Genomic DNA, 26,708 nt, shown 5'->3' with positions numbered 1-26,708 from the left:
AGGGGGTGCGGCCCTTCGTGCGCAGCACTTAGGCGGCGACGACCTCGACGCCCACGTTCGCGAGGACCTCGGTGTGCAGACGCACGGAGACCTGGTACGAACCGAGGGTCTTGATCGGCGAGCCCAGCTCGACGCGGCGCTTGTCGACCTTCGGGCCACCGGAAGCCTCGATCGCCGTGGCGATGTCGGACTGCGTGACGGAACCGAAGAGACGGCCGGCGTCACCCGAGCGGGTGGCCAGACGGACCTTCACGCCCTCGAGCTTGGCCTTGATCTCGTTGGCCTGCTCGATGGTCGCGATCTCGTGGATCTTGCGGGCGCGGCGAATCTGCGCCACGTCCTGCTCGCCACCCTTGGTCCAGCGGATCGCGAAGCGACGCGGGATCAGGTAGTTGCGAGCGTAGCCGTCCTTGACGTCGACGACGTCACCTGCGGCACCGAGGCCATTGACCTCGTGGGTCAGGATGATCTTCATTGTTCGGTCACCCTTTCCTTATCGCGCGGTGGACGTGTAGGGCAGCAGCGCCATCTCACGGCTGTTCTTGACGGCCGTGGCGACGTCACGCTGGTGCTGCGTGCAGTTGCCGGTGACGCGGCGGGCACGGATCTTGCCGCGGTCGGAAATGAACTTCCGCAGCATGTTCGTGTCCTTGTAGTCCACGTACACGGTCTTGTCCTTGCAGAACGCGCAGACCTTCTTCTTAGGCTTGCGCACAGGCGGCTTCGCCATTGTGTCTCTCCTGTGTGATCAAGAAGTGGGGTTGCGAGCTGCCCTAGAAGGGCGGCTCGTCCGAGTAGCCACCGCCGGAGCCGCCGGAGCTTCCGCCCCAACCGCCCCCGCCGCCGCCCTGCTGCTGCTGGCCACCGGCCGGCGCGCTGGACGCCCACGGGTCGTCGGAGGGAGTTCCGCCGCCCTGCGGCGCGCCGCCACTGGGGGCTCCGCCCCAGTTGCCACCGCCGCCACCCTGCTGCTGACCGCCGCCGCCGTATCCACCCTGGCCACCGCGACCGGTGGTCTTGTTGACCTTGGCCGTGGCGCTCTTCAGGCTGGGGCCGACTTCCTCGACGTCCAGCTCGTAGACCGTGCGCTTGACACCCTCACGGTCCTCGTACGACCGCTGCTTCAGCCGGCCCTGCACGATGACGCGCATGCCCCGCTGAAGGGACTCGGCGACGTTCTCCGCCGCCTGACGCCAGACCGAGCAGGTCAGGAACAGGCCTTCGCCGTCCTTCCACTCATTGGTCTGCTTGTCGAAGATGCGGGGAGTGGACGCGACACGGAACTTCGCGACCGCCGCACCCGAGGGGGTGAAGCGCAGCTCGGGGTCGTCGACGAGATTGCCGACGACCGTGATGACGGTCTCGCCTGCCATGGATGAACCTCTCGGCGGGGATTGCTGCTGGGCTGCTGTGCTACTCGGTCCCGATTACCGCTGAACCGAAGTTCAGTGGGTCTCGGGGCGAAGGACCTTGGTCCGGAGAACCGACTCGTTCAGGTTCATCTGTCGGTCAAGCTCCTTGACGACCGCAGGCTCGGCCTGAAGGTCGATGACCGAGTAGATGCCCTCGGGCTTCTTCTTGATCTCGTAAGCGAGACGACGACGGCCCCAGGTGTCGACCTTCTCGACCTTTCCGTTGCCCTCACGGACGACGGAGAGGAAGTTCTCGATCAGCGGGGAGACAGCGCGCTCCTCGAGATCGGGGTCGAGGATGACCATCACTTCGTAGTGACGCATGTGGAACCCACCTCCTTTGGACTCAGCGGCCACGGTCGTTCCGTGGCAGGAGGGTCGTGATGCGTACTGCACGGCATCCACAGAGCAGACACCGCGCAGACCGTACAGACTACCTGCTCGACTCCTTCCGGTTGAAATCCGGCGGGAGAGGGCCACACTCTGTATGCATCGGGTGTGCTCGGTGCTATGCCCCCGGCTCCGCCGGAGGAGGCCCCGCAGCACCGCTCTGCTTCAGCCAGGAGGTGCCTTTCCGATGGCACAGGCAACGCGGCCCCAGTCCGCCATCTCGCTCTTCGCGACCGATGGCAAGCCCCATCCGCTGCAGGACACCCTGTTGGCGGCCACCCTGATCCTCGGCGCCGTGGCGTTCGTCACGGGCTTCTTCGACAATCTGCACCTGCTCAGCTCGTGGACCGGGCTGGTCGGGATCCTCACCGGCGCCTACGGACAGTTCATCTCGGTGACGACACGCGAGCGCTTCGCGCTGATCATCGGGCTTGGCGCCTCGGCCATCGGCTTCTACCTCGGCATGGCGCACGGCGGTCTCTTCGGCGGCTGGCTGAGCTGATCGGGGTACCTCCGCGACAAGGGCACCGGCCGCCGGCGGCCGGTGCCCGGCCCGTCCCCCAGAAGGGTGGTGCCCCCGTCGCAGTAGGCTTCGCGCCATAGCCAGCGAAGCCGCCGGAGGAGCACCCCGCATGAGCCTGTCCCTGAGGACCATCAGCCGAGAGCAGCATCTGGGTTTCCTCCAGAGCCTGCCCTCCGCTAGCCACTGCCAGGTCCCGGCGTGGGCCGACGTGAAGAACGAGTGGCGCTCCGAGAACCTCGGTTGGTTCGACGGATCCGGCGAACTCGTCGGTGCCGCACTCGTGTTGTACCGCCAACTGCCCAAGGTGAAGCGCTACCTCGCCTACCTCCCCGAGGGCCCGGTCATCAACTGGTACGCCCCGAATCTGGAGGAGTGGCTCCAGCCGATGCTGAGCCACCTCAAGCAGCAGGGCGCCTTCACCGTGAAGATGGGTCCGCCCGTCGTCATCCGACGCTGGAACTCGGCGGCCATCAAGGCGGGCATCCAGGACCCCGACGTCAAGCGCCTGCGCGACGTGGAGGCCTCGGTGATCGAGCCCCGCGCCTTCGAGGTGTCCGACAAGTTGCGCCGCATGGGCTGGCAGCAGGCCGAGGACGGCGGCGCCGGCTTCGGCGACGTCCAGCCCCGCTACGTCTTCCAGGTACCGCTGGCCAACCGCTCGCTGGACGATGTCCTCAAGGGCTTCAACCAGCTGTGGCGCCGCAACATCAAGAAGGCCGAGAAGGCCGGCGTCGAGGTGGTCCAGGGCGGCTACGACGACCTGCCGACCTGGCAGCACCTCTACGAGATCACGGCCGAGCGCGACAAGTTCCGCCCGCGTCCGCTCAGCTACTTCCAGCGCCAGTGGACGGCCCTCAACTCCGAGGACCCCAACCGGATGCGGCTGTACATCGCGACGCACGAGGGCGAGCCCCTGGCCGCGGCCACGATGATCACCGTCGGCCAACACGTCTGGTACTCGTACGGAGCCTCCGCGAACCACAAGCGCGAGGTAAGGCCCTCGAACGCGATGCAGTGGCGCATGCTCCGCGATTCGTACGCGCTCGGCGCGAGCGTCTATGACCTGCGCGGCATCAGTGACACGCTGGACGAGAACGACCACCTGTTCGGCCTGATCCAGTTCAAGGTCGGCACGGGCGGCGAGGCCGTCGAGTACGTCGGCGAGTGGGACTTCCCGCTCAACAAGGTGCTGCACAAGGCGCTCGACATCTACATGTCCCGCCGCTGACCCGCACTTTCGACCCACCCACATACACAGCACCGCTGTACCAAGCGGCTTTCCAGAGAGGCTCCGGACGGGCATGGCGCTCACGCTCTACGTCGACACCGCGCGCTGGCGTGCGCACCAGAAGCAGGTCGCGGACCGGTTCCCCGGGTTGATCCCGGTCTGCAAGGGCAACGGCTACGGCTTCGGCCACGAGCGGCTGTGCGAGGAGGCGACCCGGATGGGCGCCGACATCCTCGCCGTCGGGACGACCTACGAGGCCGCGAACATCAAGGACTGGTTCGGCGGTGACCTGCTCGTCCTCACCCCGTTCCGGCGCGGCGAGGACCCGGTGCCGCTGCCGGACCGGGTGATCCGCTCGGTGTCCTCCGTGGACGGGGTCCGCGGTCTGGTCGGCGCCCGAGTGGTCATCGAGTGCATGAGCTCGATGCGCCGCCACGGCGTCTCGGAACAGGACCTGGGACAGCTCCACTCCGCCATCGAGGACGTCCGTCTGGAGGGCTTCGCCCTGCACCTGCCGCTGGACCGCCCCGACGGCTCGGACGCCGTCGAGGAGGTCATCGGCTGGATGGATCGGCTGCGCGCGGCCCGGCTGCCGCTGCACACCATGTTCGTCAGCCACCTGAAGGCCGAGGAGCTGACGCGGCTCCAGCAGCAGTTCCCGCAGACCCGCTTCCGGGCCCGCATCGGCACCCGGCTGTGGCTGGGCGACCACGAGGCGACCGAGTACCGCGGCGCGGTCCTCGACGTCACCCGGGTCTCCAAGGGGGAACGGTTCGGCTACCGGCAGCAGAAGGCCGCGTCCGACGGCTGGTTGGTCGTCGTCGCCGGCGGTACGTCGCACGGAGTGGGCCTGGAGGCCCCCAAGGCCCTGCACGGGGTGATGCCGCGTGCCAAGGGCGTCGCCCGGGCGGGCCTGGCCACCGTGAACCGCAACTTGTCCCCGTTCGTGTGGGCGGGCAAGCAGCGCTGGTTCGCCGAGCCCCCGCACATGCAGGTGTCGATCCTGTTCGTGCCCTCGGACGCGACAGAGCCGAAGGTGGGCGACGAGCTGGTGGCGCACCTGCGGCACACCACCACGCAGTTCGACCGGGTGTTGGACGCCTGATCCGTTCCGGTCAGCGACCGGGGTCCTGACCCCAGTCGACCCGCCGTCCCTCAGAGGGCGTCGCCTTGTGCGGCGCCCTCGCCGCGTCCGACAGCACGAACACGTCCTCGGCCCGGTCCAGGACGCCCCCGGAGGGGTCGTCCGATCCGTCGCGGCGCACGACGTCGCGCTCGGGCAGCAGGATGTCCCGTACGACCACGGCGCAGAGGTAGAGGGTCGCCAGCAGGTGGGCGGTGATCGCCACCTGATAGCCCTCCACGGGCAGGCCCTGGTGCTTGTCTCCGCTGGAGGTGTAGGCGAGGTAGAACCAGATCCCGAGGAAGTACACGACCTCGCCGGCCTGCCAGATGAGGAAGTCGCGCCAGCGCGGCCGGGCCAGGGCGGCGAGCGGGACGAGCCACAGCACGTACTGCGGCGAGTAGACCTTGTTGGCCAGGATGAAGGCGGCGACGACGAGGAACGCCAGCTGGGCGAAGCGGGGGCGTCGGGGGGCCGTCAGGGTGAGGAGCGCGATCCCTCCGCAGAGCAGCAGGGTCAAGCCCGTGGCGTAGGTGTTCGCGTCCTCCAGGGGGTTCCCGGAGCGCTGGGAGATCAGCAGCCAGACCGAGCCGAAGTCGATGGGCCGTTCCTGGCTGAACGTGTAGAACTTCGTCCACCCGTCCCATGCGAAGATCATGACGGGCAGGTTCACCACGAGCCAGGCACCGACCGTGCCGAGGAGGGCACCGGCGAACGCGCGCCATTTCCCGGCACGCAGGCAGAGCACGAAGAGCACCCCGAGCAGCAGCACCGGGTAGAGCTTGGCCGCGGTGGCCAGACCGATGAAGACACCGAAGAGCACCGTCCGCCCGCGGGACCACAGGAGCATCGCGACGGCGGTCAGGGCGAGGGCGAGCAGGTCCCAGTTGATCGTCGCCGTGAGCGCGAAGGCGGGCGCGAGGGCCAGCAGCAGCGCGTCCCACGGCCGGCGGCGGTGGGTGCGGGCGACACACACGGCGATGATCGCGGCGCACGCCATCAGCATGCCCGCGTTGACCATCCAGTACATCTGTTCGCGATGCTGCATGGAGCCGCTGCCGGGCGTCAGCCAGGAGGCCACCTGCATGAAGAGCCCGGTCAGCACCGGGTACTCGAGGTACTCCATGTCGCCGGTGAGCCGGTCCCAGTAGGGGACGAGACCGTCGGCGAAGCCGCGTACGACGTACAGGTGCGGGATGTCGGAGTAGCAGGCGTGCGTGTACTGCGAGCCGGCCCCCCGGAACCACGCCCAGTCGTAGCAGGGCAGTTTCTGCGCCATACCCAACGCGAACATCCCGAGGGCCACGAGGACCACCACCCGCACCGGGGTCAGCCAGTGGCCGCCCAGCCGGGCATGGCGACCCAGCGGGCCGCCGATGAGCTCGCTGCCGGCCGCGGCGACCTCGTCCTGCTGGGTGGGCAGTACGGGCCGGTCCTCGTGCACCTTCGTCATGCGCTCATCCTGCCGTACCGGGCCGGGCACGGACGAGGGCCGCCGCACGGTGTGCGGCGACCCTCGTCAGGTGGTGGTGGCGGACCGGTCAGCCGCCGACACCGGCGGTGGTGCCCCAGCTGCCGCCTCCCGGGCGGCCCGGTTTACCCGAGGTGGGCGGTGACGGGTCTCCGCCCGCCCCGCCGTCGGCCGCGCCGCCGGCTCCCGCGTCACCTCCGTTGCCGCCGCCGTTGGCTCCGTTCCCACCGTTGCCGCCGTTGCCGCCGCCGATCAGGCCACCGACGTCGTTGCCGCTGGTGGTACCGCCGTCGGGGTCCTTCTCACACACCTGCCAGGGCCGGCACTTCGGCTTGTCCTCGGTCTTGGAGGGGGACGGGGACACCTTCGGCGGGGAGCTCGACGGGGAGGAGGGCGAGGGCGAGGGGGAGGGCGGTACCGAGGGCGCCGAAGGCGTGGGGCTCGGCGCGCCGGAGGCGTGGGCGATCACGCCGATCTCGTCCGGCTCCGGGAACTCCTTGATCGGCGCCCCCTTGAGGGCCTCGCGCATGTACTCGGTCCAGATCACGGTCGGGATGTCACCACCGTGGATGGAGTCGATGCCTCCGACACCGTTCATGGACTGCAGCGACTGCCCCTTGGCGTTGGGGTCGCTGCGGAACAGGGTGACGGCCGTGGACAGTTCCGGGGTGTAGCCGACGAACCAGGCCGACTTGTTCTTGTCGGTGGTACCGGTCTTGCCCGCGGCGGGCCGCTCCAGCTTCTTGGCCTTGATCGCGGTGCCGTTCTGGACGACGTTCTCCAGGACCTTGGTGATGTTGTCCGCGATGGCGTTGTCCATGGCCCGCTGCGGCTTGGGAGCCTCGAAGCCGGGCAGCTCCACCCCGTCCTTCTTCACACTGGTCACGGAGAACGGCTCGTGATGCGTGCCCGAGGCGGCGAAGGTGGCGTACGAGTCGGCCATCCGGATCGCGCTCGGGGTCGAGGTTCCCAGCGCGAACGAGGCGTTGTCGTTCGGGTCCATCGAGTCTTCGAGGATGCCGGTGGACTTGGCCACCTCGCGGACCTTGTCGTGGCCGACGTCGAAGACGAGCTGGGCGAACGGGACGTTGATGGAGCTTTCCATCGCCTTGTTGAGGGTCACGTACCCGTAGGGCGTGGTGCTCTCGTTCTTCTGCCTGAACGGCTGACGGTTCTTGCCGAGCAGGGGCTTGCCCGCACGGTTGGTGATCACCGTGAGGTCGTCGGCCATGTACTTGCTGTCGACCGAGATCCCCTCGCCGTCGGAGTTCTGGGTGCCGTACTCCATCGCGGCCGCCAGCACGTACGGCTTCCACGTCGAGCCGACCGGGACGCCCTGGGTGTCGGCGTTGTTGGTGAAGTGCTTCTTGTCCATGCCGGGCCCGCCGTACAGGGCCACGATCGCCCCGGACTTCGGGTCCACCGACGCGGCGCCGAACTGGACGTGGGTGTCGGTGTCGGGCCGGCGCTTCTCGTCGAGGAAGTCCTTGCGGGTCGCGTCGACGGCCTTGGACAGGGCTTCGACCCTCGCCTTGTCGAAGGTGGTGCGGATCTGGTAGCCGCCCAGCGCCATCTTGTCCGCGCTGATGTGCAGCTTCCTCATCATGTACTGCTTGGCCGTCTCGACCAGGTAGCCGGTCTGGCCCGACAGCCCGCGCGCCTGCTCCGACTCGACGCGTGCGGGGAACTCCGTGTACTTGGCGCGCTCGGCCTGGTCCATCCGACCGACCACGACCTCGCGGTCGAGCACCCAGGCCCAGCGCTGACGGGCCCGCTGCTCGTTCAGCTCGGGGGTGGCCGCCGTGCCGAGGCCGCCGTCGGGGTTGTACAGGTTCGGCCCCTTGAGCACGGACGCCAGGAAGGCGCTCTCCGAGGGGGTCAGGTTCTTGCAGTCCTTGCCGAAGTAGGCGCGTGAGGCGGCCTGGATGCCGTAGGCGTCGCGGCCGTAGTAGGCGGTGTTGAGGTAACCGGCGAGCACCTCGTCCTTCGGCGCGGTGAGACCGAGCCTTATCGAGATGAAGAGCTCGGTCACCTTGCGCTTGAGCGTCTGCTCGGAGTCCAGGAAGTTGTTCTTCACGTACTGCTGCGTGATCGTCGAGCCACCCTGGGTGGAGCCGCCCTTGGCCATGTTCACCACGGCACGGGCGATGCCCATCGGGTCGACGCCCTTGTCCGTCTCGAAGGACTCGTTCTCCGCGGCGATGACCGCGTTGCGCATCGAGAGCGGGATCTCGTCGATCTGCACGATCTGGCGGTTCATGGAACCACCGGTCGCGACCATCTGACTGCCGTCGGCCCAGTAGAAGACGTTGTTCTGCGCCTGGGCCGCCTTGTTGGCGTCGGGCGTGCTCACCATGGCGATACCGATGCCGGCACCCGCGATGATCACCGCGAAGAAGCCCAGCGTGGTGCCGCTCACGAGCTTCCAGGACGGAACGAACCGTTTCCACCCGTCCCTGTCGGAGCGGGGGTAGTTGACGAGCCGGCGGTTCGGGCGGCTCGCTCCGGTTCCGGATCTGCCCGACTGGGCCCCGTCTCGACCCCGACCGGCCGAACCTCTCTGGGCGGCTCTTCGGGACTCGACCCGACCGCCGGAGGGGGACTGCTCTCCGTACGAAGCACTGGGAGACGCCGCGCGGGCGTCATGCCCCGCCCCGGCGCCGCGGCCAGAGCGCTGCGGCGCGGGCCGGCGGGACGCGGCGCGGCCGCCGCCCTGGGCTTGCTGCGGCGGTTTACGGCGATGCTCGCTCATCGAACGACTACTCCTCGGGCAGGCGAGTGGCCTGGCAGCGGCGGTGCATTCCGGTTCCCCCCGGTGTCATGCCGCACAGACTACGCACGGTCAAAACCCAATCAGTGCCGAAGTTCACCCCAAATCAGGCAACTTGCGTACGTCGAATTAGTGATGTGACGCCGGTCACCACGTCACCCCTTGTCGCCGGAGGCCGCCCGTTCTATCGTCTGGATGTATCGAGTCGATACATCAGCTCGACATAAACTCAGGGGCAGAGGAGAGGCAGGCGGATGAGCAGGCGCTCAGGCATCCTCGAATTCGCCGTCCTCGGCCTGCTTCGCGAATCCCCCATGCACGGCTACGAGCTCCGCAAGCGGCTCAACACCTCGCTGGGGGTGTTCAGGGCGTTCAGCTACGGAACCCTGTACCCCTGCCTCAAGACGCTCGTCGCCAACGGCTGGTTGATCGAAGAACCGGGCAACGCCCCGGAAGACGCTCTCGCCGCTTCACTCGCAGGGCGCCGCGCCAAGATCGTCTACCGGTTGACGGCAGCAGGTAAGGAGCACTTCGAAGAGCTCCTCTCCCACACCGGCCCGGACACCTGGGAGGACGAGTCCTTCGCCGCCCGTTTCGCCTTCTTCGGTCAAACCGAACGAGAAGTGCGCATGCGGGTGCTGGAGGGTCGCCGCAGCCGGCTGGAAGAGCGTCTGGAGAAGATGCGCGCCTCGCTCGTCCGTACGCGGGAGCGGCTCGACGACTACACGCTTGAGCTGCAGCGCCACGGCATGGAATCCGTGGAGCGCGAAGTGCGCTGGCTGAACGAGCTCATCGAGAGCGAGCGGGCGGGACGGGATCAGAGACGACCCGGTCCGTCCGACGAAACTGCAAAATGAGGCCTGCATCTCGCAGGCCTCGTCCGAGAACAAACAGGGAGCAACCGGAATGGGTTCGGTTCGCGTAGCCATCGTCGGCGTAGGCAACTGCGCCGCCTCGCTGGTGCAGGGCGTCGAGTACTACAAGGACGCCGACCCGGCGGCCAAGGTCCCCGGTCTGATGCACGTCCAGTTCGGCGACTACCACGTGCGTGACATCGAGTTCGTCGCCGCGTTCGACGTCGACGCGAAGAAGGTCGGCCTCGACCTCTCGGACGCCATCGGCGCCAGCGAGAACAACACCATCAAGATCTGCGACGTCCCGAACGCGGGCGTGACCGTGCAGCGCGGCCACACCCTGGACGGCCTGGGCAAGTACTACCGCATGACGATCGAGGAGTCCGCCGAGACTCCGGTCGACGTGGTCCAGGTCCTCAAGGACCGCGAGGTCGACGTCCTGATCTGCTACCTCCCCGTCGGCTCCGAGGCGGCGGCGAAGTTCTACGCGCAGTGCGCCATCGACGCGAAGGTCGCCTTCGTCAACGCCCTTCCGGTCTTCATCGCCGGCACCAAGGAGTGGGCGGACAAGTTCACCGAGGCCGGCGTCCCGATCGTCGGCGACGACATCAAGTCGCAGGTCGGCGCGACCATCACGCACCGCGTGATGGCGAAGCTGTTCGAGGACCGCGGTGTCCGTCTTGAGCGCACCATGCAGCTCAACGTCGGCGGCAACATGGACTTCAAGAACATGCTGGAGCGTGACCGCCTCGAATCGAAGAAGATCTCGAAGACGCAGGCCGTCACCTCGCAGATCCCGGACCGCGACCTGGGCGAGAACAACGTCCACATCGGCCCGTCCGACTACGTCGCCTGGCTCGACGACCGCAAGTGGGCCTACGTCCGCCTCGAAGGCCGCGCCTTCGGCGATGTTCCGCTGAACCTCGAGTACAAGCTCGAGGTGTGGGACTCCCCGAACTCCGCCGGTGTCATCATCGACGCCCTGCGCGCGGCGAAGATCGCCAAGGACCGGGGCATCGGTGGCCCGATCCTGTCGGCTTCGAGCTACTTCATGAAGTCCCCGCCGGTGCAGTACTTCGACGACGAGGCCTACGCGAACGTCGAGAAGTTCATCAAGGGCGAGGTCGAGCGCTAAACCGCTCGCCGCGTCCGCGCGACGCGAAGCGAAGCACCAAGGTCCTTCCGGACACCTGGTCTTCGGCTGCTCTTCCACCGAGGGTCCCCGGGCAATGTGCCCGGGGACCCTCGGTGTATGTGACCCTTTCCCTCATGCCCGTCGTACGTGATCTGCGCGTACTCCTGCGCCTGAGGAATTTCCGCAACCTGCTCGCCGTACGGCTCTTCTCCCAGGCCGCGGACGGGGTGTACCAGGTCGCACTCGCCACCTACGTGGTGTTCTCCCCGGAGAAGCAGACCTCGCCCGCGGCCATCGCCTCGGCCATGGCCGTGCTTCTGCTGCCCTACTCGGTGATCGGCCCCTTCGCCGGGGTGCTGCTGGACCGTTGGCGGCGACGTCAGGTCTTCCTCTACGGCAACCTGCTGCGGGCCTTCCTCGCCTGCGTCACCGGCGTGCTGATCGTCGCGCACGTCCCCGACTGGCTGTTCTACGCCTCGGCGCTGTCGGTCACCGCCGTCAACCGCTTCGTCCTGGCCGGACTCGCCGCCTCCCTGCCACGGGTCGTCGGCCCCCACCAACTGGTCACCGCGAACGCCCTCTCGCCCACCGCCGGAACCCTCGCGGCGACCGCCGGCGGCGGCCTGGCCTTCCTCGTACGGCTGCTGGCCGTCGAGTCGAACGCCCTCGTGGTGCTCCTCGGCGCCGCGTTCTACCTCTGCGCCGCGCTCGTCTCCCTGCGGCTGGCCGTCGATCTCCTCGGCCCCGACCAGCCTCCCGGGCGGGTCCACCCGTCCATCGCCGAGGGGGTGGCCCTCACGGTGCGGGGCATGGCCGAAGGCCTGCGTCATCTCGCCGACCGCCGGGACGCACGCCTGGCACTCACCGCGATGACCATGATGCGCTTCTGCTACGGCGCACTCCTGGTGATGCTGCTCATGCTCTGCCGCTACTCCTGGTCGGACAACGAGTCCGACGGGCTGGCCCTCCTGGGAATCGCGATCGGGGTCTCCGGCGCCGGGTTCTTCGCGGCCGCCATCGTCACGCCGTGGATCGTCGAGCGTCTGGGCAACCTGGGCTGGATCACCGCCTGCGCCGCGACGGCGGCGCTGCTCGTCCCGGCACTCGGCCTGTTCTTCGCCGTCGGACCGATGCTCGTCGCGGCCTTCGTCCTGGGGCTCGCCACCCAGGGCGCCAAGATCTCCACCGACACCGTGATCCAGTCCCAGGTGGACGACGAGTTCCGCGGTCGGGTGTTCTCCGTCTACGACGTGCTCTTCAACGTCGCTTTCGTCGGCGCGGCCGCCGTGGCCTCGCTCATGCTTCCCGCAGACGGGCAGTCCGTCACCCTGATCCTGAGCGTGGCTCTCCTCTACGGGCTCACCGCGGCGCTGCTGCGACGCCAGGAGCGACGTTTCACGTGAAACATCAGGGGGCGATGGGTCGGGGCGGTCGATGTTTCACGTGAAACATCGACCGCCCCGGACGCCTCAGGCCTGGCCGGCCCACCACTCCTTGAGAGCCGTGACGGCGGCGTCACGCTCCATCGGTCCGTTCTCCAGCCGCAGCTCCAACAGGAACGCGTAGGCCTTGCCGATCACCGGCCCGGGACCGACACCCAGCACCTGCTGGATCTCGTTGCCGTCCAGGTCGGGCCGGATCGAGTCCAGTTGCTCCTGCTCCTGGAGCTGCGCGATGCGCTCCTCCAGACCGTCGTAGGTGCGGGAGAGCGCGTTGGCCTTGCGCTTGTTCCGGGTGGTGCAGTCCGACCGGGTCAGCTTGTGCAGCCGCTCCAGCAGGGGACCGGCATCGCGTACGTAGCGCCGCACGGCCGAGTCGGTCCACTCCCCGTCCCCGTAACCGTGGAAGCGCAGGTGCAGCTCCACGAGCCGGGACACGTCCTTGATCATGTCGTTCGAGTACTTCAGCGCGGTCATGCGCTTCTTGGTCATCTTCGCTCCGACCACCTCGTGGTGGTGGAAGGAGACCCGACCGTCGCCCTCGAACCGGCGGGTGCGCGGCTTGCCGATGTCGTGTAGCAGGGCGGCCAGACGCAGAACGAGGTCCGGGCCGTCCTCCTCCAGGTCGATCGCCTGTTCCAGCACGATCAGCGAGTGGTCGTAGACGTCCTTGTGACGGTGGTGCTCGTCACTCTCCAGCCGCAGGGCGGGCAGCTCGGGGAGCACCCGGTCCGCCAGCCCGGTGTCCACGAGCAGACCCAGGCCCTTGCGGGGGTGTGCGGACAGCAGCAGCTTGTTCAGCTCGCCCTGTACCCGCTCCGCCGAGACGATCTCGATCCGCTCGGACATCTCCTTCATCGCCGCCACGACCTCAGGAGCGACCTCGAAGTCGAGCTGCGCCGCGAACCGGGCCGCACGCAACATGCGCAGGGGGTCGTCCGAGAAGGAATCCTCCGGAGTGCCGGGGGTGCGCAGAACGCCCTCCCGGAGGTCCTCCAGGCCGCCGTGCGGGTCCACGAACACCTTTTCGGGCAGCGCGACCGCCATGGCGTTCACCGTGAAGTCCCGGCGGACCAGATCCTCCTCGATCGAGTCGCCGTAGGAAACCTCGGGCTTGCGCGAGGTCCGGTCGTACGACTCCGAGCGGTAGGTGGTCACCTCGATCTGGAAGCCCAGTTTCTGCGCTCCCACGGTGCCGAAGGCGATGCCCACGTCCCAGACCGAGTCGGCCCACGGCCTGATGATCTTCAGGACGTCCTCGGGGCGGGCATCGGTGGTGAAATCGAGATCGTTGCCGAGACGCCCGAGCAGCGCATCCCGAACGGACCCTCCGACCAGGGCCAGGCGGAAGCCGGCCTCCTGGAATCGGCGGCCGAGTTCGTCGGCGACAGGGGCGACCCGCAGCAGTTCACTGACCGCGCGGCTCTGCACCTGACTCAGGGCACTGGGGCTGTCTTCATTGGCGTTCGGCACAACAGAAAAGGGTACGTGGCTTGCCCGGTCCGGGCCGCCGCGTTTTGCGGCCACCCCGCCCCACACCGGCTCGGAGGCGGAGCCGATCATGTGGAGCAAGGCGCGGCACTCGCGCACAGCGGGCCTCGTTACCATGCGTGGACGCACGAACGACGACCACTGACACTTCGAGGACGGGCGAAACGCGTGGCCGAGGCGGCAGAAATCCAGGGGGCGGTTCCGGCTCCTGCCCGGCGCCGCTGGCTGCGGCGGGCAGTCGTCATGCTCGCCGGGACACCGGTCCTGGCCGCTCTGGTCTATGCCCCCGCCCCGCCGGCCCAGGCGGCCGAGTCGCCCGTGGACGTCCAGCTGAGCGAGGTGGCACCCAGCTCTCCGGTCAAGACCGACACGCTGACCATTTCGGGCACCGTGGTGAACAACGGCAACGAACCGATCAAGGGCGCACACGTCGGTCTGCGGGTCGGTCCCGTCGTCGGTGACCGCTCGGCGATCGACGACGTCGCGGACCGCAGTGGGTTCCGGCCCGGCACCGATCCGGCCGAGATCGACCCCGCCTTCGCCGTGAAGATCGACTCGCTGCCGTCCAAGGCCAGCCGGGAATTCACGATCAAGGTCCCGGTCAACAAGCTGGACCTGGGCAAGGACGGCGTGTACCAGCTCGGCGTCTCCGTGTCCGGGGAGACCTCCGGCCGCCCGTACGAGCAGGTCCTGGGCATCCAGCGGACCTTCCTCCCGTGGCAGCCCGAAGCCGCGGCCAAGCGCTCCAACCTCACGTACGCGTGGCCGTTGATCTCCACCACCCGTGTGACGGCGGAGACCGGCTCGGACGAGACACAGACCCCGGTCTTCATCGACGACTCCCTCGCGGCCGAGCTGGGACCCGCCGGCCGGCTCGGGCAGATGGTCTCGCTCGGCAAGGACCTCCCCATCACCTGGGTCATCGATCCCGACCTGCTCTACACGGTCGACGCGATGGCCAAGGGTTACCGGATCCGCAATCCCGATCCTGCCGGGAAGCCCGTCCAGGGCAAGAACAAGGCCGTCGCGGAGAAGTGGCTGAGCGATCTCGAAACCGCGGTGCAGGGCAAGAAGGTCGTCGCGCTGCCCTTCGCCGACCCCGACATCGCCTCCCTCGCCCACCACGGCAAGGACGTGTCCGGCACCCTGGGCCAGCTGAGGCCGGCCACCGACAAGGCGAAGCAGGCCGTCGAGACGGTCCTGCACGTCACCCCGTCCACCGACTTCTCCTGGCCCGTGGACGGTGCCATCGACCCCTCGATCGTCAATGTCGCCACCTCGGCCGGTGCGCACAACGTGCTCACCCGCAGCGACAGCCTCCAGGAGAACGGCTCCCTCGGCTACACGCCCTCGGCCGCCCGCCCCATCGGCGCGGGCACCACGGCCGTCGTCGCCGACGCCCAGCTCTCCACCGCCTTCCAGGGCGACATGCTCAGCGCCGGGAACTCCACGCTCGCCGTGCAGCGGTTCCTCGCCCACACCCTGGCCCTCAACCTCCAGAACACCGAAGAGCAGCGCAGCTTCGTCGTCACCCCGCAGCGGATGCCGTCCGTCAGCCAGGTGGGAACGATGGCCGCGGCCCTGCGCGGGCTCCAGAACGGACGCTGGGCCCAGCCCTCCGACCTGGAGGCCGCCGCGGCCGCCAAGCCCGACCCGGGCGCGGCCACGCAGGTCCCGGGCGCCGGCCAGTACCCGGAGTCCCTGAGCAAGCAGGAGCTGCCGGTCTCGGCGTTCGAGAAGATCCGCACCACGCAGAACACCCTCGACCACTTCAAGGTCATCCTGGCGGCGCCGGAACGCGTGGAGATCCCCTTCGGGAACACCACCAACCGGGAGATGTCCACGTCCTGGCGGGGTCGCCCCGAAGAGGCCCGCGTGTACCGGGACCAGGTGCAGGAGTACCTGATCGGCCTAACCGAGAAGGTCAAGGTCATCCCCAAGTCGGACGCCACCCTGTCCGGACACAGCGCGACCATCCCGGTCAGTGTCCAGAACAGCCTGGTCCAGGACGTCCACAACCTGGTCCTGCGGGTGCGGTCGGCCAATCCCACCCGCCTGATGTTCGACGACAGCGGTGTCGCCGAGCAGGAGGTCACCGTCCAGGCCGACCACAGTCAGACGCTGAAGTTCACCGCCAACGCGACCGCGAGTGGTCCCGTGGAGGTCACCGCGCAGCTCTTCACCAAGCAGGGCGTTCCCTACGGCAAGGAGCGCAAGTTCACCGTCGAGGCGACCGAGGTCACCCCCACCGTGATGCTCGTCATCGCAGGTGGTGTGCTTCTCCTCGTACTGGCCGGCATCAAGATGTACGCCAGTCGCAAGCGCGTCGCGGCCCGTACCGCGGCCGAGGAGAGCACGCAGCCGAGTGACGAGTCCCCGGACACCGAACCGCAAAGCGCCGGCGGGTCCGGCGCGGGTGAGACAGTGGACCGTTGATGCGATGCCGTGGCCGGTCGGCCTGGGGACGATGAGGTGGGGTTTCGATGAACGCGCCGTACGACGGTGACCGCGCGCAGGGCACTGGTGGGCCGTCGCCCGCGCAGGGCGCTGCTCCGGGTACCCCGGTGCCCGGGCAGGTCCCTCCGCCCGCACCCGCGCCGGATCACGACCCGTATGTCCAGGATGCCTACGACTACGACCCGTACCGGTCCCAGGACCTGTCCGCACAGGACCCGGTCATCGAGGTCATGTACGACCGGGCCTCTCACCCCCCGCCGCCGCCGGGTACCTACCAGGAGGCAGGACCGCTCTACGCGGCCCCGCAGGCGCCCTCCCACGGCCCGGATCCGCGTGTCTGGGCCCAGACCCCGCCGCCCGAGCCGGACGGTCCGTCACGCCACATGCCGTACGGGGACCACGCCACGACCACCCGGTTCGTCGGTGTGGACTCGCTCGTGACCGAGACCGCGGACGACCAGCCGGCACCCGACGCCTTCGCGCACCTCTACCGGGACCAGGAAGCCGCCCCGCGGACGGTCACCGAGGAGGCGCCCGTCGCCACCCCGGCACCGACCAAGCCCGCCGGGAAGGCCTCCGGCCTGCTCAAGTCCAGCGCGCTGATGGCCGCCGGCACGATCGTCTCCCGCATCACCGGCTTCCTGCGCACGCTCGTGATCGGCGGCGCCATCGGCGTCGTCACCCTGAACGACACCTACCAGGTCGCCAACACGCTGCCGACGATGATCTACGTCCTCGTCGGCGGCGGTGCGCTGAACGCCGTCTTCATCCCGCAGCTCGTCCGCGCGATGAAGAACGACGAGGACGGCGGGGAGGCGTACGCCAACCGGCTGCTGACCCTGGTCATGGTCCTGCTGGGCGCGGTCACCGTCATCTGCGTGCTCGCGGCCCCGGTGTTCATCACGATGATGTCGCCGACGATCGCCGACAACCCGGACCGGATGGACGTCGCGGTCTCCTTCGCCCACTACTGTCTGCCCACCATGTTCTTCATGGGCGTGCACGTGGTCCTCGGTCAGATCCTCAACGCCCGCGGTCGGTTCGGCGCGATGATGTGGACGCCGGTCCTCAACAACGTCGTCGTCATCGCCACGTTCGGCGCCTTCATCTGGGCGTTCGGCGGGTTCACCTCCACCGGCATGAACGAAGCCGGCATCACCCCCGAGGGCGTGCGCCTGCTGGGGCTGGGCACCCTGCTCGGCCTCGTGGTCCAGTCCCTCGCGATGATTCCGTACCTGCGCGACGCCGGCTTCAGGCCGCGCCTGCGCTTCGACTGGAAGGGCCACGGTCTGGGCAAGGCCGCGGGCCTGGCCAAGTGGACGTTCTTCTTCGTCCTCGCCAACCAGATCGGTCTCGTCGTCGTCACCCAGCTCGCCACCTGGGCGGGCGAGGTCGCCGCCAAGCAGGGCCACGGCGGTACCGGCATCACCGGCTACAACTACGCGCTGCTGCTGTGGCAGATGCCCCAGGCCATCATCACCGTCTCGGTCATGACCGCGGTCCTGCCGCGCATCTCCCGTTCCGCCCACGACGGCGACGCCGCCGCGGTCCGCGACGACATCTCCTACGGTCTGCGCACCTCAGCCGTCGCGATCGTGCCCTGTGCCTTCGCGTTCCTCGCGCTCGGTGTCCCGATGGCCACGCTGCTCTACGCCGGCTCCGGCGCGGACGACGCCCAGAACATCGGCTTCATCCTCATGGCCTTCGGCCTGGGCCTGATCCCGTACTCCGTGCAGTACGTCGTCCTGCGTGGCTTCTACGCCTACGAGGACACCCGCACGCCCTTCTACAACACGGTCATCGTCGCCGCCGTGAACGCGGGCGTCTCCGTCATCGCCTTCCTGGTCCTCCCCGAGCGCTGGGCCGTCGTCGGCATGGCCGCCGCCTACGGCCTCGGCTACGCGGTCGGTGTCGGCGTGGCCTGGCGCCGACTGCGCACCCGGCTCGGCGGCGATCTCGACGGTGCCCACGTGATGCGCACCTACACCCGTCTCATCGGAGCCTGTGTCCCCGCGGCCGTCGTGGCGGGCGCCGTGGCGTACGGGGTCACCCAGTTGCTGGGGAACGGAGCCGGCGGTTCCCTCGCGGCGCTGGTCACCGGCTTCATCGCCCTGGCCGCCGTCTTCCTCGTCGCCGCGAAGCGGATGCGCGTCGAAGAGCTGAACTCGATGGTCGGAATGATCCGCGGACGTTTGGGTCGCTGATGCGCACAACCGTCGGGCCCCATCGCGTGTCGTGCATAGCGTCGGACTGTGGGCACAATTGGCATGGCTTCGCAGACTGGCCGACAGCGCGCAACGGATGGGGAGGCAGGGACGACGGTGGCGGAACGTAGTACAGCTGCCGTCGACGTGGCCGACAACGGCGGCGACGAGCCGTCGGCCGCAGAAGCGGCCAAGGCCACGGCCGACGGGGTGGACACGCAGAACGGACGAGCCGCGGACGGTTCCATGCCCGAAACGGATGGCGAACGCATCAACCCGGCCCCGGCCCCGGTGGCCGCTCCCGAACTCCACAGCGGTCACAAGCTCGCCAGACGCTACCGACTGGAGGAGTGCGTCACCCGTCTGGACGGATTCAGCAGTTGGCGCGCGATGGACGAGAAGCTCCGCCGCGCGGTGGGCGTCCACCTGCTGCCCGCCGACCACCCCCGGGCGCGGGCCGTCCTGGCCGCCGCCCGCTCCTCCGCCCTGCTCGGTGACCCCCGGTTCGTCCAGGTCCTCGACGCCGTGGAGGAGAACGACCTGGTCTACGTCGTCCACGAGTGGCTGCCCGACGCCACCGAGCTGACCTCGATCCTCGCCCTGGGGCCGCTTGAGGCCCACGAGGCCTACCAGCTGGTCAGCCAGGTCTCCCAGGCCATGACGGCCGCGCACCGCGAGGGTCTGGCCCATCTGCGGCTGACGCCCAGCGCGATACTCCGCACCTCCTCGGGCCAGTACCGGATCCGCGGGCTCGCCGTGAACGCCGCCCTGCGCGGCATCACCAGCGACACCCCTCAGCAGGCCGACACCGAGGCCGTGGGCGCGCTCCTGTACGCCGCCCTCACCCAGCGCTGGCCGTACGAGAACGACGCGTACGGCCTCGCGGGCCTGCCCAAGGGCGTCGGCCTGATCGCTCCCGATCAGGTGCGCGCCGGCGTCCACCGGGGCCTCGGCGAACTCGCCATGCGGGCCCTCGCCAACGACGGGGCCACGGCCTCTCGCCAGGAGCCCGCCTTCACCACCCCGGAGGAGCTGGCCAAGGCGGTCGCGGCGATGCCCCGCATCCGGCCGCCGGAGCCCGCTTTCACGGCGCCGCCCGAGTACCAGCAGACCACCTACCAGCAGGGCAGCTACGGACGGCCCACGCCCATGGGCCTGCCGACCGTCCAGAGCCACTCCGTCACGCCCCCGCCGCCCCCGTTGCAGAGCCGCACCGGCCGCGCCCTCAAGTGGAGCGTCGCCGCCCTGCTGATCGTCGCGCTCGGTCTGGGCAGTTGGCAGCTCGCCGACACCCTCCTGGACCGCATCAACCGGGGCGGCAACAGCGGCGGCGAGACCAACACGCAGACGGACTCGACGGACGACACCCCGAAGAAGCCGGAACCCGGCAAACCACTGTCCATCTCGGACGCCCACGTGATCGCCCCCGGCGGGGACGCGGTGAAGCCGGAGGACGCCGGCAAGACCGTCGACGGCGACCCCGATTCCGCCTGGATCACCCCCCGATACGTGGGCTCCGCCAACTTCGGCAACCTGGACAACCGCAAGAACGGCAGCGGCATCATCGTCGACCTGGGCAGCGTCCGGAACGTCACCGGTGTCGACCTGGACCTCTACGCGGCCGGCCAGCGGATCCAGGTCCGCGCCGCGGCCCCCGACGCCTCGTCGCCCGATTCGTTCTCCGACTTCACCCAGCAGGTCACCAAGCTGGAGAAGGCCGGGAAGAAGCTTCAGAGCACCGTGGAGAAGCCGGTCCGGGCCCGCTACCTGCTGGTCCACGTCACCGAACTTCCGCCCGAGAGTTCCGGCGACTACCGGGGCGGCATCAACGAGATCAAGATCCTCGGTACGACCTCCTGACCCCTCACCCCATGACGAAGCCGCCGCGCCGCACGGAACGCACCCCGTCGGCCGCGCGGCTTCCTCATGTGCCCCGAGGCCATGGCGCCGGCCTCTCCCGGCAGGCACCGGGACCCGTATCCGGCCGCTCGTCCCCCAGTGGCCCTCGTGCTCGACCCACGCAGGCCCTAATCTCCATCCCGGAAGGGAGCGAGGTGTGACGCACGAAGCAACGGCCGACGACCACAGCGACCAGGAACTGCTGGCCCTGCACGTCGACGGGGACCCCGACGCCTTCGGCGAACTCGTACGCCGTCACCGCGACCGGTTGTGGGCCGTCGCCCTGCGCACCCTCGGTGACCGCGAGGAGGCGGCCGACGCCGTGCAGGACGCCCTGGTCTCCGCCTACCGGGCCGCCCACACGTTCCGGGGTGACTCGGCGGTCACGACCTGGCTGCACCGGATCACCGTGAACGCCTGCCTCGACCGCGCCCGCAAGGCGGCCACCCGCAAGACCTCCCCGCTCGACGACACGGAGCGGCTGGAGCGGCTCCTGGAGCCCCACGAGTCCGCGGAGGCCCCCGCGGAGCGCCAGGACCTCCATCGCGAGCTACTGGCCGCCCTCGGCACCCTCCCGGCCGATCAGCGGGCCGCGCTGGTCCTCGTCGACATGCAGGGATACCCCGTCGCCGAAGCCGCCCGCCTGCTCGACGTGCCGACCGGCACCGTGAAGAGCCGCTGTGCGCGGGGCCGGGCGAAACTCGTTCCGATGCTCACCCATCTGCGCACGAATGCCGGGGATAACACCGCCACCGAGCGGGGAAGGAACCGGACGCCGGGCCCATCCGTCCCACCAGCGGCAGACCCCCGGCATCCAGACCCAGACGCAGTGAAGGGCGGAGGTGGACGTCCGTGAGCCCCACAACCGGCACGATCCGGCACCCGGACGTCTCGGAGATCTCCGACCTGACCGAAGGGCTGCTCTCGCCGTCGCGCGCCGTCGAAGTACGCCGGCACCTCGACACGTGTGCCCTGTGCGCCGACGTGCGTGCCTCCCTTGAGGAAATCCGCGCCCTGCTCGGCACCCTTCCCGGCCCCGCCCGGATGCCGTCCGACGTCGCGGGCCGGATCGACGCCGCTCTCGCCGCCGAAGCGCTGCTCGGGTCCACCGCGCACCACGCCGAGCCCCGGCCCGCTCAGGCGCCCGACAGCGACAGCGATGTTTCACGTGAAACACCGCCCTCCCGAGTCCCCGGATCCGAGGCCCGCCGACCCGGTGGTCACCCGACCGGCCCAACCGGCCCCGGGCGTCGCCGCGGCCGCCGCCGGATCGCGGTCATCGCCGGGCTGGCCGGAGCGGCGGCCTGCGCTCTCGGAATCCTCCTCGTCAACGGGCTCGACGGCACGCGTCCCCAGAGCACCGCCGGTCGCAGCGACGCGGCGACCTCGACCAGCCGGCCCGACGAGGGCACCTACACGGCGCAGGGGCTCCAGGAGAGCGTCCGGCAACTGCTCGCCTCGGGGAAGCAAGACCCGGGCGTGCAGGGGGAGAAGAACAACACGTACGGAATGGAGAACGCTCCTCCTTCCGGGGTGGCGCCCTCCGACCGGCGGGCCGCGCCGGTCCCCCCGTGCGTGCAGGCCGCCACCGGCCGGCCGGACACCCCGATCGCCACCGAACGCGGCACCTACCGGGGCACCGACGTGTACCTCGTCGTCCTTCCGCACCCCGGTGACCCCGCCAGGGCGGACGCCTATCTGGTCGACGCCGGCTGTGGTGGTGAAACCGCTCCGGCAGCCCCGGAGAAGCCCCTCCTGACCAGGACCTACCCGCGGACCTGACACGTTCGGGACGGCACGGGGAAAAGTGGGGAATGCGCGCGCCGTAGGATCCGTTGGGTGGGGTGAAGGTCCGCACCGGCCCCCGGTAGGCAGCACGCAGTCCGCAGAGACGAGGAAAGAACCCGTGAGCGACGTACGAAACGTGATCATCATCGGCTCCGGGCCGGCCGGTTACACGGCCGCCCTGTACACCGCACGCGCTTCGCTCAACCCCTTGGTCTTCGAGGGCGCCGTCACCGCCGGCGGTGCGCTCATGAACACCACCGAGGTCGAGAACTTCCCCGGCTTCCAGGACGGCATCATGGGTCCTGACCTCATGGACAACATGCGCGGTCAGGCCGAGCGCTTCGGCGCCGAACTCGTGCCCGACGACGTCGTGGCCGTGGACCTCACCGGCGACATCAAGACCGTCACCGACACCGCCGGCACCGTCCACCGTGCCAAGGCCGTCATCGTCACCACCGGTTCCCAGCACCGCAAGCTCGGCCTGCCGAACGAGGACACCCTGTCCGGCCGCGGTGTCTCCTGGTGCGCCACCTGTGACGGGTTCTTCTTCAAGGACCAGGACATCGCCGTCGTCGGCGGCGGCGACACCGCGATGGAGGAGGCGACCTTCCTCTCCCGGTTCGCCAAGAGCGTCACCATCGTCCACCGTCGCGACAGCCTGCGCGCCTCCAAGACCATGCAGGACCGCGCCTTCGCCGACCCGAAGATCAAGTTCGCCTGGGACAGCGAGGTCGCCGAGATCCACGGCGAGCAGAAGCTCTCCGGTCTCACCCTGCGCAACACCAAGACCGGTGAGACCTCCGAGCTGCCCGTGACCGGCCTCTTCATCGCCGTCGGCCACGACCCGCGTACCGAGCTGTTCACGGGGCAGTTGGACCTGGACGACGAGGGCTACCTCAAGGTCGCCGCGCCGTCCACGCGCACCAACCTCACCGGTGTCTTCGGCGCCGGCGACGTCGTGGACCACACCTACCGTCAGGCGATCACCGCCGCCGGCACCGGCTGCTCGGCCGCCCTCGACGCGGAGCGCTTCCTCGCCGCGGTGGCGGACGCCGAGAAGGCCCACGCGGCCGTCTGATCCAGCACCACCCCACACCCCGCACACCCCGCAGAAGGAAATAAGGAGGCCGCTGTGGCCGGCACCCTCAAGACCGTGACCGACGCCAGCTTCGATCAGGACGTCCTGGCCAGTGACAAGCCCGTCCTGGTGGACTTCTGGGCCGAATGGTGCGGCCCGTGCCGCCAGATCGCCCCGTCCCTGGAGGCCATCGCGGCCGAGTACGGCGACGAGATCGAGATCGTCAAGCTGAACATCGACCAGAACCCGGACACCGCCGCCAAGTACGGCGTCATGTCCATCCCGACCCTGAACGTCTACCAGGGCGGCGAGGTCGTCAAGACCATCGTCGGTGCCAAGCCGAAGGCCGCCATCCTGCGCGACCTCGATGGTTTCGTCACCATCAAGCCCGTCGGCTGATCCACCGCTTGTTTCACGTGAAACGGGGCCGCCCCTGAAGGGGGCGGCCCCGTTCGCATACCCGGTTCACTTCGCATGCCCGCTTCACAACGGGCGCAGCGCCGGCTCCTTGCGCGCCCGGGCTCCGCCCAACAGCCGGTCCAGCGCCAACTCCACGTCTTCCTTCCACGACAGCGTCGAGCGCAGCTCCAGCCGCAACCTCGGGTGCGCCGGGTGCGGCCGTACCGTCTTGAAGCCCACCGACAGCAGATGGTCCGCCGGCAGCAGACAGGCCGGACGTTCCCAGCGTGCGTCCCCGAATGCCTCGATCGCCCGGAAGCCCCGCCGCAGCAGGTCTTTCGCGACCGTCTGGACCATGACCCGCCCCAGGCCCTGGCCCTGGTATCCGGGCATGATCCACGCCGTGATCAACTGCACCGCGTCCGGAGACACCGGGCTGGTGGGGAACGAAGCAGCACGCGGCACGTACGCCGGTGGTGCGTAGAGCACGAAGCCCACCGGCACCTCGTCGACGTAGACCACTCGGCCGCACGAGCCCCACTCCAGCAGGACGGCGGAGATCCACGCCTCCTTCTCCAGCTCCGGAGTACCCGCCTTCACGGCGGCCTCACCGGTGACCGGATCGAGCTCCCAGAACACGCAGGCGCGGCAACGTCGGGGCAGATCCTGGAGGTTGTCCAGCGTGAGCGGCACCAACCGACGACCCATACACGCATCGTATCCGCTGCGACAAAGGGGCGGGTCGTACCGGACACCCGGCACGACCCGCCCCTCGGCTCCACTGTCGAAGCCCTGCGTCTACTCCCCGGAGAGACCCTGGTCGAGCACCCGACCCTCGCCCGGTGCGAGGGTCCCCAGAATCCGCTCCAGATCCTCCATCGAGGCGAACTCGACGGTGATCTTGCCCTTCTTCTGGCCCAGGTCCACCTTCACCCGGGTCTCGAACCTGTCCGACAGCCGCGTCGCCAACTCACTCAGCGCCGGCGCCACCCGGGCTCCGGCCCGAGGACCCTTCGGCTTCACACCGCTCGACGGCTCCGAGCCCATCAGCGTCACGATCTCCTCGACCGCGCGCACCGACAGCCCCTCGGCGACGATCCGGTGCGCCAGCTTGTCCTGGACCTCGGAGTCCTCCACGGACAGGAGGGCCCGCGCGTGCCCGGCGGACAGGACACCCGCCGCGACCCGACGCTGCACCGAGGCGGAAAGCCTCAGCAATCGCAGCGTGTTCGACACCTGCGGACGCGAACGCCCGATCCGGTCGGCCAACTGGTCGTGCGTGCAGTTGAAGTCCTTGAGCAGTTGGTCGTACGCGGCCGCCTCCTCCAGGGGATTGAGCTGCGCCCGGTGCAGGTTCTCCAGGAGCGCGTCCAGAAGCAGCTTCTCGTCGTCCGTGGCCCGGATGATCGCCGGGATGGAGTCCAGTCCGGCCTCCCGGCACGCACGCCAACGCCGCTCGCCCATGATCAGCTCATAGCGACCCGGCGCGGACTGCCGCACCACCACCGGCTGGAGCAGGCCCACCTCCTGGATGGAGGTCACCAGCTCCGCCAACGCGTCCTCGTCGAACACATCACGCGGCTGCCGCGGGTTCGGCACGATCGCGTCCATCGGAAGCTCCGCGAACGTCGCCCCGGCCACCTCATTGGCCGTCGGCGCCGCCTGCTCCGGCACCCGCACCGGCGTGGCCGCCTCCGATGTTTCACGTGAAACATCGGCTTGCGCCAGCGCGGCGAGCTTCGCCGCCGCGATACCGCGTTCGGACGTCAACACCTGCCCGGCCGAGGGAGGCGTCGAGCCGTCCCCGGCCGCCGGTGTCCTCTCCTGCGGAGCTGCGGGAATCAGCGCGCCGAGCCCCCGTCCCAGCCCCCTACGTCGCTCACTCACTGGATCCCCTCCGCCATGCTCTGCGTGCTGTTCGTGCCCGCGCCCAGATGGGCGTGCTGGGCGTCGTAATGGATTCCGGCCCCCCGCAGCGCGATCTCCCGCGCGGCTTCCAGGTAGGAAAGGGCTCCGCTGGAGCCCGGGTCGTACGTGAGAACCGTCTGCCCGTAGCTCGGCGCCTCGGAGATGCGCACCGAGCGCGGGATGCTGGTCCTCAGCACCTCCTTGCCGAAGTGCGTGCGCACCTCGTCCGCCACCTGCGAGGCCAGCCGTGTCCTGCCGTCGTACATGGTCAGCAGGATCGTCGACACGTGCAGCGTCGGGTTCAGGTGGGCCCGCACCAGATCGACGTTGCGCAGCAGCTGCCCCAGACCCTCCAGGGCGTAGTACTCGCACTGGATCGGGATCAGTACCTCGGCGCCCGCGACCATGGCGTTCACCGTCAGCAGCCCCAGTGAGGGCGGGCAGTCGATCAGGATGTAGTCCAGCGGCTGCTCGTACGCCTGGATCGCCCGCTGGAGCCGGCTCTCGCGGGCGACCAGAGACACCAACTCGATCTCGGCACCCGCCAGGTCGATCGTCGCCGGGGCACAGAACAGGCCCTCCACGTCCACCACCGGCTGGACGACCTCCAGCAAGGGCCGGCTGTCCACGAGCACGTCGTAGATGGACGGCACGTCCGCGTGATGGTCGATGCCCAGGGCCGTGGAGGCGTTGCCCTGCGGGTCGAGGTCGATCACCAGCACCCGCGCACCGTGCAGGGCCAGCGAGGCCGCCAGATTGACGGTCGTCGTGGTCTTGCCCACGCCGCCCTTCTGGTTCGCCACCACCATGACCCGCGTCTGCGCGGGTCGGGGAAGGCGTTCACCCGCACGGCCCAGCGCGTCGACCGCGATCTGGGCGGCTCGACCGATGGGTGTGTCTTCGTTGTCCACTAGGGGCGGAGGCGATGTTTCACGTGAAACATCCTCGCCCGGCGATTCAGAGCGGGGACCAGGGACCGGATCGGCCATCGGCCCCGCGAGGTTGGCGTCGGACCGCACGGTGTCACTCTCCTCGACATCAGGCTCGCGATGAACAGAGCCTGCCATGTCACCGGGGCCGCGAACCAGCGGGGCCCGAACTCCTGTGGATGAATCCACCGATGTGGACAACTCCGTCCC

General features: G+C 69.1%; 23 protein-coding genes. 13 read left to right on the top strand and 10 right to left on the bottom strand.

Features of this window, described 5'->3' with window-relative positions; genetic code table 11:
• Positions 1-28 precede the first annotated feature (28 nt).
• From rplI to rpsF, 4 genes are all read right to left on the bottom strand, one after another.
• Positions 29-475 (bottom strand): 50S ribosomal protein L9, encoded by a 447-nt coding sequence (gene rplI / locus ADK55_RS32310; protein WP_053683975.1) that lies wholly within the window; start codon positions 473-475, stop codon positions 29-31.
• Positions 476-493: 18 nt separating this feature from the next.
• Complete coding sequence (rpsR, locus tag ADK55_RS32305) at positions 494-730, bottom strand: 30S ribosomal protein S18 (protein WP_003956534.1); 237 nt, start codon at positions 728-730, stop codon at positions 494-496.
• A gap of 43 nt (positions 731-773) precedes the next feature.
• The gene (locus tag ADK55_RS32300) at positions 774-1,373 is read right to left on the bottom strand and encodes a single-stranded DNA-binding protein (RefSeq protein ID WP_053683973.1); all 600 of its coding nucleotides are present in this window, start codon (positions 1,371-1,373) and stop codon (positions 774-776) included.
• Positions 1,374-1,445: 72 nt separating this feature from the next.
• The gene (gene rpsF / locus ADK55_RS32295; protein WP_004950685.1) at positions 1,446-1,736 is read right to left on the bottom strand and encodes a 30S ribosomal protein S6; all 291 of its coding nucleotides are present in this window, start codon (positions 1,734-1,736) and stop codon (positions 1,446-1,448) included.
• Positions 1,737-1,989: 253 nt separating this feature from the next.
• Here rpsF and ADK55_RS32290 point away from each other — a divergent pair, with 253 nt between their 5' ends.
• From ADK55_RS32290 to ADK55_RS32280, 3 genes are all read left to right on the top strand, one after another.
• Positions 1,990-2,304, top strand: a complete 315-nt coding sequence (locus ADK55_RS32290; RefSeq protein ID WP_053683972.1) for a hypothetical protein — start codon at positions 1,990-1,992, stop codon at positions 2,302-2,304.
• Between the two features lie 130 nt (positions 2,305-2,434).
• Entirely contained in the window at positions 2,435-3,553 is a 1,119-nt protein-coding gene (locus ADK55_RS32285; protein ID WP_053683970.1) for a lipid II:glycine glycyltransferase FemX, read from the top strand.
• A gap of 73 nt (positions 3,554-3,626) precedes the next feature.
• Positions 3,627-4,658, top strand: a complete 1,032-nt coding sequence (locus ADK55_RS32280; RefSeq protein ID WP_053683968.1) for an alanine racemase — start codon at positions 3,627-3,629, stop codon at positions 4,656-4,658.
• 10 nt (positions 4,659-4,668) lie between these two features.
• Here the strand turns inward: ADK55_RS32280 and ADK55_RS32275 are convergent, their stop codons facing one another.
• Complete coding sequence (locus tag ADK55_RS32275) at positions 4,669-6,129, bottom strand: glycosyltransferase family 87 protein (RefSeq protein WP_053683966.1); 1,461 nt, start codon at positions 6,127-6,129, stop codon at positions 4,669-4,671.
• An 88-nt stretch (positions 6,130-6,217) separates the two neighbouring features.
• Positions 6,218-8,899, bottom strand: coding sequence for a transglycosylase domain-containing protein (locus ADK55_RS32270; protein ID WP_053683964.1), 2,682 nt, complete (start codon positions 8,897-8,899; stop codon positions 6,218-6,220).
• Positions 8,900-9,171: 272 nt separating this feature from the next.
• Here ADK55_RS32270 and ADK55_RS32265 point away from each other — a divergent pair, with 272 nt between their 5' ends.
• The 3 genes from ADK55_RS32265 (at position 9,172) to ADK55_RS32255 (ending at position 12,309) form a co-directional block, all read left to right on the top strand.
• A complete protein-coding gene (locus ADK55_RS32265; protein WP_053683962.1) occupies positions 9,172-9,774 on the top strand; it encodes a PadR family transcriptional regulator in 603 nt (200 codons plus the stop codon).
• Positions 9,775-9,823: 49 nt separating this feature from the next.
• Positions 9,824-10,906, top strand: coding sequence for an inositol-3-phosphate synthase (locus ADK55_RS32260; protein ID WP_053683960.1), 1,083 nt, complete (start codon positions 9,824-9,826; stop codon positions 10,904-10,906).
• A gap of 134 nt (positions 10,907-11,040) precedes the next feature.
• On the top strand, positions 11,041-12,309 hold the full coding sequence (locus tag ADK55_RS32255; RefSeq protein WP_053683957.1) for an MFS transporter: 1,269 nt from the start codon (positions 11,041-11,043) through the stop codon (positions 12,307-12,309).
• 66 nt (positions 12,310-12,375) lie between these two features.
• Here ADK55_RS32255 and ADK55_RS32250 read toward each other — a convergent pair whose 3' ends face one another.
• On the bottom strand, positions 12,376-13,818 hold the full coding sequence (locus ADK55_RS32250; RefSeq protein ID WP_053683955.1) for a CCA tRNA nucleotidyltransferase: 1,443 nt from the start codon (positions 13,816-13,818) through the stop codon (positions 12,376-12,378).
• 186 nt (positions 13,819-14,004) lie between these two features.
• Here ADK55_RS32250 and ADK55_RS32245 point away from each other — a divergent pair, with 186 nt between their 5' ends.
• The 7 genes from ADK55_RS32245 (at position 14,005) to trxA (ending at position 23,661) form a co-directional block, all read left to right on the top strand.
• Entirely contained in the window at positions 14,005-16,272 is a 2,268-nt protein-coding gene (locus ADK55_RS32245; protein ID WP_053683954.1) for a DUF6049 family protein, read from the top strand.
• A gap of 47 nt (positions 16,273-16,319) precedes the next feature.
• Positions 16,320-18,497: a murein biosynthesis integral membrane protein MurJ gene (gene murJ, locus ADK55_RS32240; protein ID WP_053683952.1), complete on the top strand. Its 2,178-nt coding sequence runs from the start codon at positions 16,320-16,322 to the stop codon at positions 18,495-18,497.
• A gap of 117 nt (positions 18,498-18,614) precedes the next feature.
• Complete coding sequence (locus tag ADK55_RS32235; protein WP_053683950.1) at positions 18,615-20,357, top strand: protein kinase family protein; 1,743 nt, start codon at positions 18,615-18,617, stop codon at positions 20,355-20,357.
• A 196-nt stretch (positions 20,358-20,553) separates the two neighbouring features.
• Positions 20,554-21,252, top strand: coding sequence for an RNA polymerase sigma factor SigM (gene sigM / locus ADK55_RS32230; RefSeq protein WP_053683948.1), 699 nt, complete (start codon positions 20,554-20,556; stop codon positions 21,250-21,252).
• Complete coding sequence (locus tag ADK55_RS32225) at positions 21,249-22,178, top strand: anti-sigma factor family protein (RefSeq protein ID WP_053683945.1); 930 nt, start codon at positions 21,249-21,251, stop codon at positions 22,176-22,178. The genes sigM and ADK55_RS32225 overlap by 4 nt, the downstream gene beginning before the upstream one ends.
• A 124-nt stretch (positions 22,179-22,302) precedes the next feature.
• Positions 22,303-23,262, top strand: coding sequence for a thioredoxin-disulfide reductase (gene trxB, locus ADK55_RS32220; protein ID WP_053683943.1), 960 nt, complete (start codon positions 22,303-22,305; stop codon positions 23,260-23,262).
• Positions 23,263-23,316: 54 nt separating this feature from the next.
• Positions 23,317-23,661 (top strand): thioredoxin, encoded by a 345-nt coding sequence (gene trxA / locus ADK55_RS32215; protein ID WP_053683941.1) that lies wholly within the window; start codon positions 23,317-23,319, stop codon positions 23,659-23,661.
• An 84-nt stretch (positions 23,662-23,745) separates the two neighbouring features.
• On the opposite strand, the gene ADK55_RS32210 is transcribed toward trxA, so the two are convergent.
• The 3 genes from ADK55_RS32210 to ADK55_RS32200 form a co-directional block, all read right to left on the bottom strand.
• The gene (locus tag ADK55_RS32210; protein ID WP_053683939.1) at positions 23,746-24,369 is read right to left on the bottom strand and encodes a GNAT family N-acetyltransferase; all 624 of its coding nucleotides are present in this window, start codon (positions 24,367-24,369) and stop codon (positions 23,746-23,748) included.
• A gap of 90 nt (positions 24,370-24,459) precedes the next feature.
• Positions 24,460-25,548 carry a ParB/RepB/Spo0J family partition protein gene (locus ADK55_RS32205; protein ID WP_078999679.1) on the bottom strand — a complete coding sequence of 363 codons (1,089 nt, stop codon included), beginning with the start codon at positions 25,546-25,548 and terminating at the stop codon, positions 24,460-24,462.
• Positions 25,545-26,636: a ParA family protein gene (locus tag ADK55_RS32200; RefSeq protein WP_078999678.1), complete on the bottom strand. Its 1,092-nt coding sequence runs from the start codon at positions 26,634-26,636 to the stop codon at positions 25,545-25,547. Before ADK55_RS32200 ends, ADK55_RS32205 begins: the two co-directional genes overlap by 4 nt.
• Between the last annotated feature and the right edge of the window lie 72 nt (positions 26,637-26,708).

This window comes from Streptomyces sp. WM4235, assembly GCF_001279725.1.
In the GTDB taxonomy this organism is placed as follows: domain Bacteria; phylum Actinomycetota; class Actinomycetes; order Streptomycetales; family Streptomycetaceae; genus Streptomyces.
This window is presented reverse-complemented; position numbering and strand designations above follow the sequence as displayed.